General features: G+C 75.1%; 13 protein-coding genes and 5 tRNA genes. 9 read left to right on the forward strand and 9 right to left on the reverse strand.

Annotated elements, in window-relative coordinates:
• Window positions 1-88 precede the first annotated feature (88 nt).
• Both ACIQVT_RS16950 and ACIQVT_RS16955 read left to right on the forward strand, forming a co-directional pair.
• Window positions 89-502, forward strand: a complete 414-nt coding sequence (locus ACIQVT_RS16950) for an SsgA family sporulation/cell division regulator (protein ID WP_004002642.1) — start codon at window positions 89-91, stop codon at window positions 500-502.
• 296 nt (window positions 503-798) lie between these two features.
• Window positions 799-1,356 carry a CGNR zinc finger domain-containing protein gene (locus tag ACIQVT_RS16955; RefSeq protein ID WP_403753376.1) on the forward strand — a complete coding sequence of 186 codons (558 nt, stop codon included), beginning with the start codon at window positions 799-801 and terminating at the stop codon, window positions 1,354-1,356.
• Window positions 1,357-1,426: 70 nt separating this feature from the next.
• On the opposite strand, the gene ACIQVT_RS16960 is transcribed toward ACIQVT_RS16955, so the two are convergent.
• Both ACIQVT_RS16960 and ACIQVT_RS16965 read right to left on the reverse strand, forming a co-directional pair.
• Window positions 1,427-1,582, reverse strand: coding sequence for a hypothetical protein (locus ACIQVT_RS16960; RefSeq protein WP_392200450.1), 156 nt, complete (start codon window positions 1,580-1,582; stop codon window positions 1,427-1,429).
• Window positions 1,583-1,737: 155 nt separating this feature from the next.
• Entirely contained in the window at window positions 1,738-2,187 is a 450-nt protein-coding gene (locus tag ACIQVT_RS16965) for a hypothetical protein (protein WP_403753379.1), read from the reverse strand.
• Between the two features lie 220 nt (window positions 2,188-2,407).
• On the opposite strand from ACIQVT_RS16965, the gene ACIQVT_RS16970 reads away from it, so the two are divergent.
• A complete protein-coding gene (locus tag ACIQVT_RS16970; protein WP_403753382.1) occupies window positions 2,408-2,932 on the forward strand; it encodes a DsbA family protein in 525 nt (174 codons plus the stop codon).
• 153 nt (window positions 2,933-3,085) lie between these two features.
• Here the strand turns inward: ACIQVT_RS16970 and ACIQVT_RS16975 are convergent, their stop codons facing one another.
• From ACIQVT_RS16975 to ACIQVT_RS16985, 3 genes are read right to left on the reverse strand one after another with little or no spacing between them, the layout of a single operon-like run.
• Complete coding sequence (locus ACIQVT_RS16975; RefSeq protein ID WP_403753385.1) at window positions 3,086-3,910, reverse strand: GNAT family N-acetyltransferase; 825 nt, start codon at window positions 3,908-3,910, stop codon at window positions 3,086-3,088.
• Between the two features lie 33 nt (window positions 3,911-3,943).
• The gene (locus ACIQVT_RS16980) at window positions 3,944-4,783 is read right to left on the reverse strand and encodes an aminotransferase class IV (protein WP_403753388.1); all 840 of its coding nucleotides are present in this window, start codon (window positions 4,781-4,783) and stop codon (window positions 3,944-3,946) included.
• A complete protein-coding gene (locus ACIQVT_RS16985; RefSeq protein ID WP_403753391.1) occupies window positions 4,780-5,826 on the reverse strand; it encodes a chorismate-binding protein in 1,047 nt (348 codons plus the stop codon). The genes ACIQVT_RS16980 and ACIQVT_RS16985 overlap by 4 nt, the downstream gene beginning before the upstream one ends.
• 178 nt (window positions 5,827-6,004) lie before the next feature.
• On the opposite strand from ACIQVT_RS16985, the gene ACIQVT_RS16990 reads away from it, so the two are divergent.
• The 5 genes from ACIQVT_RS16990 to ACIQVT_RS17010 all read left to right on the forward strand — a co-directional run bounded on the left by ACIQVT_RS16990 (window position 6,005) and on the right by ACIQVT_RS17010 (window position 6,470).
• Window positions 6,005-6,077: transfer RNA gene (locus tag ACIQVT_RS16990), tRNA-Gly, on the forward strand.
• A 38-nt stretch (window positions 6,078-6,115) separates the two neighbouring features.
• A tRNA-Cys gene (locus ACIQVT_RS16995) sits at window positions 6,116-6,189 on the forward strand.
• Window position 6,190: 1 nt separating this feature from the next.
• Window positions 6,191-6,262, forward strand: a tRNA-Val gene (locus ACIQVT_RS17000).
• 35 nt (window positions 6,263-6,297) lie between these two features.
• Window positions 6,298-6,369, forward strand: a tRNA-Val gene (locus ACIQVT_RS17005).
• A 29-nt stretch (window positions 6,370-6,398) separates the two neighbouring features.
• Window positions 6,399-6,470 (forward strand) — tRNA-Val (locus tag ACIQVT_RS17010).
• A 52-nt stretch (window positions 6,471-6,522) separates the two neighbouring features.
• Here the strand turns inward: ACIQVT_RS17010 and ACIQVT_RS17015 are convergent.
• The 3 genes from ACIQVT_RS17015 to ACIQVT_RS17025 form a co-directional block, all read right to left on the reverse strand.
• Complete coding sequence (locus ACIQVT_RS17015) at window positions 6,523-6,822, reverse strand: zf-TFIIB domain-containing protein (protein ID WP_403753394.1); 300 nt, start codon at window positions 6,820-6,822, stop codon at window positions 6,523-6,525.
• Window positions 6,823-6,902: 80 nt separating this feature from the next.
• Window positions 6,903-7,853, reverse strand: a complete 951-nt coding sequence (locus ACIQVT_RS17020; RefSeq protein ID WP_403754084.1) for a phosphotransferase family protein — start codon at window positions 7,851-7,853, stop codon at window positions 6,903-6,905.
• 336 nt (window positions 7,854-8,189) lie between these two features.
• Complete coding sequence (locus ACIQVT_RS17025; RefSeq protein ID WP_403753397.1) at window positions 8,190-8,366, reverse strand: hypothetical protein; 177 nt, start codon at window positions 8,364-8,366, stop codon at window positions 8,190-8,192.
• 603 nt (window positions 8,367-8,969) lie between these two features.
• Here ACIQVT_RS17025 and ACIQVT_RS17030 point away from each other — a divergent pair.
• A complete protein-coding gene (locus ACIQVT_RS17030; protein ID WP_403753400.1) occupies window positions 8,970-10,427 on the forward strand; it encodes a serine/threonine-protein kinase in 1,458 nt (485 codons plus the stop codon).
• A gap of 1,187 nt (window positions 10,428-11,614) precedes the next feature.
• Here the strand turns inward: ACIQVT_RS17030 and ACIQVT_RS17035 are convergent.
• On the reverse strand, window positions 11,615-12,433 hold the full coding sequence (locus ACIQVT_RS17035; protein ID WP_403753403.1) for a TrmH family RNA methyltransferase: 819 nt from the start codon (window positions 12,431-12,433) through the stop codon (window positions 11,615-11,617).
• Between the last annotated feature and the right edge of the window lie 56 nt (window positions 12,434-12,489).

Here is a 12,489-nt window from a genome sequence, read left to right on the forward strand (position 1 = left end):
GGGGTTTACAACGGCACCGTAGGTGGCATGTCGATTTCGCCGACGTGCGAATCCCCGAGCGCACACTGAGCGAAAGGCCCTGGCGCTTATGAACACCACGGTCAGCTGCGAGCTGCACCTGCGCCTCGTTGTGTCGAGCGAGTCCTCCCTGCCTGTCCCCGCAGGCCTGCGGTACGACACGGCCGACCCCTACGCCGTGCACGCCACCTTCCACACCGGAGCCGAGGAGACCGTCGAGTGGGTGTTCGCCCGCGACCTCCTCGCCGAGGGGCTGCACCGGCCCACCGGCACCGGAGACGTCCGCGTCTGGCCATCGCGCAGTCATGGTCAGGGCGTCGTGTGCATCGCCCTCAGCTCCCCCGAGGGGGAGGCCCTGCTCGAGGCCCCGGCGCGGGCCCTCGAGTCCTTCCTGAAGCGAACCGACGCCGCCGTGCCGCCCGGCACGGAGCACCGGCACTTCGATCTTGACCAGGAGCTGTCGCACATCCTGGCGGAGAGCTAGGTCCTAGGTCGCGGCCCCTCGAAGCAGCCCGGTGCCGTCCACTCGGGGAGACGGCTCGGGCCAAGACAACCGCATACGGCACAGGCCGGCGCCGTCACCGCGAGCGATCGCGGGGACGGCGCCGGCCTGTGCCCGCCGGTCGTCCCCGCCACGGGCGGCCCGGCACCTCGGAGGGCGCGGAGCCCGGCCTTCCGCGGCCGACAGGAGCGGCCGGGGGTGCGCCGGGCGCGGTTGTCGCTACCATCGGCCAGCATCGGCGGGCGTCTCCGCCCGACCCCCAGGCCAGGGAGCGAAACGTGCTGATCACCCACGACACCCGGTGCGCGCTCGACACCGTGGTGGATCTGGTGAACTCCGCGCCGGAGGAGGACGCGGCGGACGGGCTGCCCGACCTGCGGGCTCTCGAGGAGTTCGTACGGAACCACCAGATCAGCGATGTCGGCGTGCTGTCGGAGTTCGACCTCTCCGCGGTGCGCCGGATCCGGGGGCGGTTCGCGTCGGTCTTCGCGGCCCCCGATGCCCGCTCCGCGGCCACGCTGATCAACGAACTGGTCGCCGCGGCGGGCACCACCCCCCGCCTGACGGACCACGACGGCTACGACTGGCACGTGCACTACTTCGCGCCGGGCGCCTCGGTCGCCGACCATCTCGCCGCCGACTGCGGGATGGCGCTCGCCTTCTTCGTGGTCGCCGGTGAGCAGGAACGCCTGCGGCGCTGTGAGGCACCGGACTGCCGGCGGGCCTTCGTCGACCTCTCCCGCAACCGCTCGCGCCGCTACTGCGACAGCCGGACCTGCGGGAACCGGCTGCATGTCGCCGCCTACCGGGCCAGGCGCAAGGAGGCGACCGGCTGACCGGAGGGGACGGACGGCGACCGGTGCGACGTCGGTCCCGGCGGGTGGCGCCGGGACGGACGTGTACGGCTCACAGCAACAGCAGGTCGTGCAGCGCAGCCATGAGGAGCAGACACCCGATCACCGCAAGGAAGATCATCAGCGGTGGCTGGGAAAGGGCGAAGAGGCATCCGCGCGGCTCGTCCTTCGGCGGCGCGGCCTCGCTCTGTGGGGGTGTGTCCAGCATCTCGCGGCAGATCATGGCGCACGCGGGACCCGGTAGGCGATCACCGGCCAGGGATCTTGCGGGAGTTCACCGAATGCCGCGAGGTCTCGTTCGGCTCGTGATCGTTTCCGGACGCCCCCGGACCCACTGTGTCGTTTCAGCGAGTCATGTGACTGTCATATGCCGTGCTTCTTGAGGATGGCCTCGATGTCGCTGAAGTCGTCCCCCTGACCGGTCTTCCGCGGTGCCGCGGCCGGCCGGGACTCGGGGCGGTCGGCCCGGCCCCGGGCGAGGGAGGGCGCCGAGGCCTCCGGGGCCACCGCGTCCGCTCCGGCCTGCCGCGCCGCTCCGCGCCCGGCACCGGCGCCCGCACGCCGGCGCTCCACGGCACGGGTGGCGGCGAACAGCAGCCAGGCCGCGCCCAGCAGGCCGAAGCCCGCCCACGCGGTGGGGCTCAGCGCGGTGCCGGCGAGCCAGCCGACGACCCCGGTCAGCACGAGGCCGACCGGCACGAGGGAGTAGGCCGCGAGGCGGGCCGCGGCGAGATAGCGCTTGCGGTAGGCCGTGACCACCGCGATGCCCAGGCCCGCCGCGGACGCGGCGGAGCAGACGGTCTCGGCAATCATCCGGTCCTCCTGGCAGGGCTGGTTCGTCCCCTCCATCCTGCACCGCCGCGACCCCGCGGTGCCATGCCCGGGGCACACATCAGGGACATCTCCGGGTCGGCTCCTCCCGGGGTGCCGGTCCCCGGTCCCCGCGGCCACCGCCCGGCCCGCCCCGGCCGGTGCCTCGGTGCCCCGATGTCCCGGTTGGGTCGCCCCGGTCCCGCCTGGGAGACTGGGGCGCATGAGCGACTCCTCACCCGTACGCACCGACACCGTCGTCCTCGACGTCTGGTGCGAACTCCAGTGCCCCGACTGCCGCGGCGCCCTCGACGACGTCCGCGCCCTGCGCGCCCGCTACGGCGACCGGCTGGAGCTGCGTCTGCGGCACTTCCCCCTGGAGAAGCACCGGCACGCCTTCGCCGCCGCCCAGGCCGCCGAGGAGGCGCTGGAGCAGGGCAAGGGCTGGCCGTACGTGGAGGCCGTGCTGGAGCGGGTGGAGGAGCTGGACCGCGGGGGCGAGTCCTTCCTCGTCGAGGTGGCCCGGGAACTGGGGCTGGACGCCGAGGAGTTCGACACCGCGCTGATCGACGGCCGGCACATCCTGGCCGTCGACGCCGATCAGGCCGAGGGCAAGGCCATCGGCGTGACCGGCACCCCCACGTACGTGATCGGCGGCGAACGCCTCGACGGCGGCAAGAGCCAGGAGGGGCTGCGCGAGCGGGTGGCGGACATCGCGGACCGGCTGCTGGCCGGCGGAACGGCCTGAGGACCGGGCCCCGGGCCGCCCTCCGCCGTGCCCGGCGATCCTCCGCCGTGCCCGGCCGTCGTCCGGGGCGCTCCGGCCGTCCCCGCCGTGCCGCAGCCGTCCTCCGGGGCGCTCCGCAGGACGGTCCCGGTCCGGCTCCGGCGCCCGGCTCGGCTACAGCAGGGGCTTGGCCAGGGAGTGGGTCACCGGCCGGTAGCCCAGTGACGCGTACAGGCGCTCGGCCGGGGTGTTGCCCGCGAACACGTTGAGGCCGAGGACCGGCAGCCCGGCCTCGATCGCCTGGCGTTCCGCGAGCAGCATGAGCGTCCGGCCGTGCCCCCGGCCGCGGTGGGACGGGTCCGTCTCGACGTCGAAGACGAACGCCCCGTCCTCCCTGAGGGCCAGCCACAGGATGCCCACCCGGCCGCCCTCGTGCTCCAGCACGCTGAAGAGCACGCCGTCGGTCGCGAGGCCGTGCGGCAGCAGCCGCCTGTGGTCGTCGCGGGCCTTGGCACGGGCCGCGGCCTCGGGGACGCCGCGCTCGCTCCACGTGCGCGCGTACCGCTCGCTCTCCGTCTCCCGCCAGGCGTCGAACTCGGCCTCGGTCATGGGCCGCGCCCGGTCGCCCGCCGGCAGTACGGGCGGGACGGTGCCGAGGCGCTTCTCCATGCGGCGGTTGCGCGGGGTGTACCCGAGGGCCCGGAACAGGCGCAGCCCGGCGTCCGCCGTGGCCGGCACGGTGGTCTCGATCTGGGTACAGCCCCAGCCGCGCGCCACCTCCTCCGCGGCGAGGGCTGCCACCGTGCCCCGGCCGCGCCGCCGGTCGGGCTCGTCGATCCGCAGCTCGACGACGCGGGCCACCGAGTCGCCGAGGTCCGGTGAGGTGCCGAGACGGACGTCGCCGACGGGACGGCTGTTGACGCACACCTGGTAGCGGCGTGAACGGGTGCCGTCGGCGTGCTCCTGGAGCGGCTCGACCGGCCGCAGGGTCGTGGTCATCACAGCTGTTCTACCCGCGACGGCCCCGCCTGGTCAGCCCGTCGGCAGGACCTGGGGGTCGAGGTCGTGTCCGGACCGCTCCTCGAAGATCCGCATGGCCTTGGCGGTCACCGGGCCCGGGGTGCCGGGCAGTTCGCGGTCGTCGATCCGGTGCACGGCCTGCACGTCCCGCAGGGTGGAGGTCAGGAAGACCTCGTCCGCACGCCGTACGACGTCCAGCGGCAGGTCCGTCTCCCTGGCGCCCGTCCACTCGACGGTCAGGGCGCGGGTGATGCCGGGCAGGCAGCCGGAGGCGACCGGCGGGGTGTGGATCTCGCCGTCGAGGACGACGAAGACGTTGGACCCGGTGCCCTCGCAGAGCTGCCCGACCGTGTTGGCGAAGAGCGCCTCGGAGGCGCCGTGCCGGTGGGCACGGGCCAGGGCGACGACGTTCTCGGCGTACGAGGTGGTCTTCAGGCCGGTGAGGGCGCCGCGCTCGTTACGGGTCCACGGGACGGTGATCACCGCGGTGGTGTCCGGCCGGCGGGTGACCTCGCCGAGGGCGACGACGAGGGTCGGCCCGTGCGCGCCGCGGTCGGAGCCGAGCGGGCCGTGGCCGCCGGTGTAGGTGATCCGCAGCCGGCCGAGCGGCATCGGGTTGGCCGCGAGCACCGCCGCGCACGCCTCGCGGACCTCGTCGTGGGCCGGGTCGGGCAGGCCGAGGCCGCGGGCGGAGCGGGTGAGCCGGTCGAGGTGCCGGGTGAGCGCGAACGGCCTGCCGTCGACCGCCTTCACGGTCTCGAAGACGCCGTCGCCGACGGTCAGCCCGTGGTCGAAGACGGAGACCCGGGCGGTGTCCGCGTCCCGCAGCCCGCCGTCCAGCCAGATCCTCATGCGAACGCCCTTTCCGTGTCCTCGTACGATCCCGACGCCACCGCCAGCAGCCGGGACGCCTTCAGTTCGGTCTCCTGCCACTCCCTGTCGGGGTCGGAGCCCCAGGTGATGCCGGCGCCGGTGCCGAAGCGCAGGGTGGTGGCCCCGGCCCGGTCGATCCAGAAGCTGCGGATGCCCACGGCCAGCTCGCCCGTGCCCCGGTCGGCGTCGACCCAGCCGATCCCGCCGCAGTACGGGCCGCGCGGTGCCGTCTCCAGCGCGGCGATGATCCCCAGGGCGCTCGGTTTCGGCGCGCCGGTGACCGAGCCGGGCGGGAAGGCGGCGGCGAGCAGTTCCGGCCAGCCGGCGTCCTCGCGCAGCTCGCCGCGCACGGTGGAGACGAGGTGGACGAGGCCCGGGTGCTTCTCCACGGCGCAGAGGTCGGGGACGGTCACGCTGCCGGGCTCGCAGATCCGCCCGATGTCGTTGCGGACCAGGTCCACGATCATCACGTTCTCCGCCCGGTCCTTCTCCGTGAGGTCCGCCTCGGTGCGCCCGGTGCCCTTGATCGGGCCCGACTCGACGATGCGGCCGGCGCGGCGCAGGAACAGCTCCGGCGAGGCGGTGGCGATCTCCACACCGTGCTCCGGCAGCCGGATCGTGCCCGCGTACGGGGCCGGGTTGCCGCGGGCCAGCAGGGCCGTCAGGGCGTCGACGTCGGTGTCCGGGGCGACGGGTGCGCCGAGCACCCGGCAGAGGTTGACCTGGTAGACGTCGCCGGCCGCGATGTGCTCGCGGATGGCGCGGACGGCCGTCGTGTACGCGGCCCGGTCCAGGGAGGACGTCCAGTGGTCCGGCGCCGGCCCCCGCCAGGCGCCCGGCACCGGCGCGGGCACCGGTTCCTCGCGCACGTCCGCGAAGCGGGCGCAGGTCAGCCGGCCCTCGAAGTCGGCGCACACGGCCCAGAAGCCGGCGGAGTCCAGGGCGGCCGGATCGCTGGTGACGTCGAGGAGGCCGGTGGCGACGCGGTCGCCGAAGCGGGCGAGCGGAGGGTGGTGAGGCACGTGGTCGAGTCTAGGACGGGTGTCCGGAAGGCGGCCCGGGGATGTCCCGGAGGGGGCCACGACCGGCGGCTCCGGGGAGCGCACCGCAGCACGCTGCGCAAACGCGTTTTTGTGCTGGCCCGGGAATCCGCTAGAGTTCAACACGTCGCCGGGACGCGCAAGCGCACCGAAACGACAGGCGGACGTAGCTCAGTTGGTAGAGCGCAACCTTGCCAAGGTTGAGGTCGCGAGTTCGAGCCTCGTCGTCCGCTCGAAGGAAGAAGGGGTCGTCCCGATCCCCTACACTCCTGGTGGAGTGGCCGAGAGGCGAGGCAACGGCCTGCAAAGCCGTCTACACGGGTTCAAATCCCGTCTCCACCTCCAAGGACGATTAGCTCAGCGGGAGAGCGCTTCCCTGACACGGAAGAGGTCACTGGTTCAATCCCAGTATCGTCCACTGGATCCGCCGGTACGCACGGCATGATCCGTCCCGCGCGATTAGCTCAGCGGGAGAGCGCTTCCCTGACACGGAAGAGGTCACTGGTTCAATCCCAGTATCGCGCACTGTCTGTGACCCGCGGGTCACGGTTCCCGGACGATTAGCTCAGCGGGAGAGCGCTTCCCTGACACGGAAGAGGTCACTGGTTCAATCCCAGTATCGTCCACACCGCAGGAAGCCCCCAGCCGTCTCGTACGGCCGGGGGCTTCTTCGTGCGCTCAGCTGGAGAAGAGCATGTGACCGAAGCTCTTGTGACGGTGGTGCCCGTGGCCACCACCGTGATGACCGCCGTGGTGGCCACCGTGCGGCGCGCCCCAGGCGGGGGCGGGCGGGGCCGGGTACGGCTGCGGTGCCGGCGGGGGCGGCGGAGCGGGCTGGGACCACTGGCCCTCCAGCCGGGTCAGCGCCTCCAGCTCGCCGTAGTCGAGGAAGATGCCGCGGCAGCCGCTGCACTGCTCGATCTGAACGCCGTTGCGGTTGTAGGTGTGCATCGGCGCATGGCACTTCGGACACTGCATGGTCGGCTCAACTCCTCGCCGGTCGGTCCTGCTTCGTTCGTCCCCAGGACAGACTCCGTCCGGGCCCGGGCGGTTGCAGCCTAGTGCGGCGGGCCGGGCGCCGGACCAGGGGGTACGGAGGGCATCCGGGCGCACGCGTCGACCAGGGCCCGCTCCACCTCGTCCAGCGGGCGGCCCGCCGTGAGCGCCTTCGTCAGCGCCAGCGCGGCCGTCTGCACGGTGAGGGCGCGGGCCGGTACGTCCAGGGCTGCCCAGGGGTCGCCGTCGGCGGGTACGGCCGGGCCGCCGGCGCGCCGGTAGGCGGTCAGGAAGCGGGTCCACTCGTCGGGCGGCAGGAGCCCGCAGGCGTACCAGGCGGCGGGGCGGGCGAGGTCCCAGGCCGGGACGCCCGCCCCCAGGTCGTCGATGTCGATCAGCCGCCAGGGACCGTCCGGCTCCGGGTGGCGGACCAGCTGGCCGAGGTGGAGATCACCGTGGCAGAGGGCCGGCGGACCGGGCATCGGCGCCTCGGCGCGGGCCCAGGCCGGCAGGGACGCCCAGGCGTCCAGGACGGGACGGGCGGCCGGGTCAGGGGTGGCGGCGGTGGCGAGGGCCGCGCGGAGGCGGTCGAGGGCGCGGGCCGCCTTCACCGGGCCGCGCATCGGGGGGAGGCCGGCGGGGACCGGGACGCGGTGCAGCTTCGCCAGGAGGGTGGCGGCGGCCTCCCAGGGGGCCGCGTCCGGATCGTCCGGGTCGACCGGCACCCCGTACGGCCAGAAGGTGACGAGGCGGTCCCGCAGCGCGACGGGGGCGGGGGCGAGCGGCGCGAGCAGCACGTCCGGGCGGCCGGCGGCCACGGCCAGACGCCGGACCAGCGCGGTGCGCCCGGTGTCCGGCGCGTGGGCCTTGGCGACGGCACCGGCGTGCCGCACCACCGTGGCGTCCTCCCGGTCGGCGAGGGGCGTGCGGACACAGGCGCACGGGGTGCGGGGGCCGGGGACACGGGCACGGGGATGCGCCGCGGCCTCCGCTTCGGCGGTCAGCGCGGTCATCAGGGGCGGGACGGACACGTCTGCGCTCAAGGCTGCCTCGGGAGGGGGGGGTGCTCGGCCGACAGTACTCGCGCGGGGGCAGCAGGGGGCACGGGGTGGTGCCGTGCGGGGCCACCCTCGGTCACGGCTCACTCGCGCAGCGGCCGACCGGGCGCGGGGCGATGGTCGGCGCGGGACGCCGGAGGCGGGACTCGCGCGGGTGTCCGGAAACGGCTAATGCCGGCGCAGCTCCCCAGCTGCGCCGGCATCTGTGCCGTCCGCCGCACCCCCGTCCCCACGGGGTTTCATGGATAGATGTCCCTGCCCGGACCGCTCTTCCGGGCCTGGGGGCGCCGCTCAGCGCCCCAGCATCACACCCACGGACGACGCCTGTGTGGCCACCGTCTCCCAGCCGTCGAAGACGAGCAGGAGCAGGGCCGCCAGGGGAAGGGCCATGAGCGTCGCCACCAGTGGGTGGCGACGGCCCGTCCGGCGGGGTGCGAACGCGGTGCGCCGCGGTGCCGTCCGGGCCATGGTCCCTCTCCTGACCGTCTCGGTTGTCATCGGTAGCGGCGGGCGTCCGGCCTCGGGGGACGAGTGCTGCACCCGCCGCTGAACCACAAATCTAGGCGGGCGCCGGACATCGGGCGTCATGCCCTCGTACCGATTGCCGGGCCTCCCGGAGGATGAGCCGCCACCTGCGGAGTACTCCCCTGGGTGGAGGCGCCGGTCCGGGTCTCGGGGTCTTCCCGGAGGGGGCGCCCCTTGTGTCCGGGCATGTCCGACGCGTCCGGCACGCCCGGCGGAGTGACTTCGATCACCCGTGGCGGGGTCGGGAGAGGGGTCGGAGAGGGCGTGTGGCAGGGGGCGGGACGAGGCCTCCGGGTCACTCGGGGCGGCCCACCGGTGTCCGTGGCGGGCGGCGCCCGGCGGTTTCGGGCCAGTCCAACGTCCCTTCCCCGCGCGCGGGTTGCTGTCATATGCCCCGTCAAGATGCCGTGGTGCGGGAGATGGTGACCGGTTTTCACCTCCCCCGGACGGCGTACACAATCCGCCGGGCCGAGAGGGCGCGGCCTCTGCGCGCGGGCGGCCGTGGAAACGTAAGCTGTGCCACGTCACAGGGACCGGGCAGCGGGGATGAACATGGCGATGATGCGCCTGAGGCGCGAGGACCCGCGCGTCGTCGGCTCGTTCAGGCTTCACCGACGGCTCGGCGCGGGCGGGATGGGCGTGGTCTATCTCGGCTCCGACAAGAAGGGGCAGCGCGTCGCCCTGAAGGTGATCCGGCCGGACCTCGCGGAGGACCAGGAGTTCCGTTCGCGGTTCGCGCGCGAGGTGTCGGCGGCCCGGCGTATCCGCGGTGGCTGCACGGCCCGGCTGGTCGCCGCGGACCTGGAGGCCGAGCGGCCCTGGTTCGCCACGCAGTACGTGCCCGGGCCGTCGCTGCACGACAAGGTCGCCGACGAGGGTCCGCTCAGCGCGGCGGACACCGCGGCGGTCGGCGCGGCCCTCTCCGAGGGCCTGGTCGCCGTGCACGAGGCCGGCGTCGTCCACCGTGACCTGAAGCCGTCCAACATCCTGCTGTCCCCCAAGGGGCCGCGGATCATCGACTTCGGTATCGCCTGGGCCACCGGCGCCTCCACCCTCACCCACGTGGGCACCGCGGTCGGCTCCCCCGGCTTCCTCGCACCCGAGCAGGTGCGCGGAGCGGCGGTCACCCCGGCGACGGACGTGTTCTCCCTCGGCGCGACCCTGGCGTACGCCTCGACCGGCGACTCGCCCTTCGGGCACGGCAGTTCCGAGGTGATGCTGTACCGGGTGGTGCACGAGGAGGCGCAGCTGCACGGCGTGCCGGACGCGCTCGCCCCACTGATCCGGGCCTGTCTGGCCAAGGACCCCGAGGACCGGCCCAGCACCCTCCAGTTGTCGCTGCGGCTCAAGGAGATCGCCGCGCGGGAGGCGCAGGGCCTGGACGGCGTACGGCCGCCCGCGCCGCGCGCCGCCGAGGCGGACCGGCCCACCGGGCGGCTCGCCGACACCTATCCGGAACAGCAGCGCGTCCAGCGGCGTACCTCTTCCGGTACGCCGCTGCCGCGTGGGGGCGGCGCCCCTCGGGGTGGTGTGCCGTCGTCGCGCGGCGGGATGTCCTCGCGCGGCGACGTACCGCCCCGTGGCGGGGTCGCCTCGCGCGGGGGCGGCGGCGCACGCGCGGGTGCGGCGGCCCGGCCGGGCACGGCGCGTCCCACGCCGGCGCCGCGCGGTGGCGCCCCGCGCTCCGGCGGCGCTGGCCGGCCCGCTCCGCGCGGCGGTCCGCGGCGGCCGGGACAGCGTCCGTCCGGGACCGGGCGGCGGCCCGCCAATCCGCGGCTGCTGCGGCAGCGGCTGTTCGTGTTCGTGGTGGTGACGCTGCTGGTGGCGCTCGGGATCGCGGTGGCCCAGGGCTGCCAGGGGCCGGCGCGCGGGCTGGGCGGCGACGGTCGTGACGGCGGGGTGCAGCGGCAGGAGTCCGCGCAGCCGAGCTACCCTCCGCCGCAGAACGGCACGCTCGTGTCCGACCGGTACGCGTCGACGCTGAGCCGCGACGCCGGCAGGTGAGCGCCGCGCAGGGCCCCCGGCCCGGCCGGGGGTGCCTTCTCGGGCCGGCCCGGGGCGTGCCGGGCCGCCGGGGCGCGACTCCTGGGTGACCCCGGCCACGCAGGTCTTACCAGGCCGACGCGTGGCATGCCGGGCCACCGGGGTGAGACCTCAGGGCACCGGCCTCACACGCCGACCGGGGCGAGCACGCGTCCAGGTCGGCGGATGGGCATGCCCGGTCGCCGGGGGAAACTTCTGAGCGACCGGCCCCACCCGACGAACCGCCTGAGCACGTGCCCTCAAGGCGACAGACGGGCCGCCCGGGTGCCGGGTGCCGGGGCAAGAGCGCTGGGCGACCTGCCAGGCACGACCAACCCCGCCCGAACAGATGCTTGACGCGGCAGACGGGCACGCCGGGGCGCCGGGGCGCCGGGGCGCCGGGGCGCCGGGGCGCCGGGCCGCCGGGCCGCCGGGCCGCCGGGGTGCCGGGGTGCCGGGCCGCCGGGGCGCCGGGCCACCGGAGCGCCGGGGCGCCGGGCCACCGGAGCGCCGGGACGCCGGGCCACCGGAGCGCCGGGGCGCCGGGCCACCGGAGCGCCGGGGCGCCGGGCCACCGGGCCGCCGGGGTGCCGGGGTGCCGGGGTGCCGGGGTGCCGGGGTGCCGGGCCGCCGGGCCGCCGGGCCGCCGGGCCGCCGGGCCGCCGGGGTGCCGGGGTGCCGGGCCGCCGGGGTGCCGGGGTGCCGGGGTGCCGGGGTGCCGGGGTGCCGGGGTGCCGGGGTGAGACTTCCAGGTGACCCAGCCCGCGCGTCGAACCGGCCGGACACGCTTGCTCAAGCCGGCAGGCGCCACGCCCGGCCGCCGGGGGGCGAGCCTCCGGGTTGACCAGCCATCATGACCGGCCCCTCGGAGACGCGTTACCGGGCCGGCGGGCCAACAGACCCGCCCAGATGCCCGGCCATGCGTACCCGGCTGGTTCCTTGACGGGGCGGTGGCGACGAAGGCTTCCCCCGGCGGACCGGGCTGTCCGCACGCCAGGCCGGAAACCCGCTGTTCGCGCGGCCCGTCGTACGGGAGCGGTCACCTCAACGGCTCGCCCCGGCGGTTCGCCGTGCCCGTCCGCCAGGCCGGTGACCCGGTGTCCGGGCGGCCCGTCGTACGGGGGCGGTGGCTTCGGCGGCTCGCTCCGGCGGGCCGGGGTGGGTGTCGGTCAGCGATGGGGGCGGCCCGTTGCGACCGCGTAGAAGGCCACCGCGGCGGCCGCTCCCACGTTGAGCGAGTCGACGCCGTGCGCCATCGGGATGCGTACCCAGGTGTCGGCGGCGTCCAGCGCCCGCCGGGACAGCCCGTCGCCCTCGGCGCCCAGCATCAGCGCGACCCGGTCCCTGGTGTGCGGGGCGGCCTCGTCGAGGGTGTGGGCCCTGGCGTCCGGGGTGAGGGCGAGGAGGTCGAAGCCGGCCTCGCGGACCGCGTCGAGCCCCTTCGGCCAGGTCTCCAGCCGGGCGTACGGCACCGAGAACACGGCGCCCATGGAGACCTTGACGCTGCGCCGGTACAGCGGGTCGGCGCAGTCGGGTGACAGCAGCACCGCGTCCATGCCGAGGGCCGCCGCCGAGCGGAAGATGGCACCGATGTTGGTGTGGTCGTTGACCGCCTCCATGATCACGACCCGGCGGGCGGTGCCGAGCAGTTCGCCGGCCGTGGGCAGGGGCTTGCGCCGCATGGAGGCGAGGGCGCCGCGGTGCACGTGGTAGCCGGTGACCCGCTCGGCGAGTGCGGGGCTGACGACGTACACCGGGGCCGGGAGTTCCTCGATGACGTCACGCATGACGTCGACCCACTTGGCCGAGAGCAGCATCGAGCGCGTCTCGTAGCCGGCTTCCAGGGCCCGGCGGATGACCTTCTCGCCCTCGGCGATGAACAGGCCCTCGGCGGGTTCGCGCCTGCGGCGCAGCTCGACGTCGGTCAGGTCCGTGTAGTCGGCCAGCCGCGGGTCGTCGGGATCGTCGAGGGTGATGAGCTCGGCCACAGCGTGATACTGCCTTGTCCTGGGTGGGGTGGGAGAGACCGGGGTGCGGGGGTGGC

It is taken from the genome of Streptomyces sp. NPDC100445, assembly GCF_044759735.1.
GTDB lineage: Bacteria > Actinomycetota > Actinomycetes > Streptomycetales > Streptomycetaceae > Streptomyces.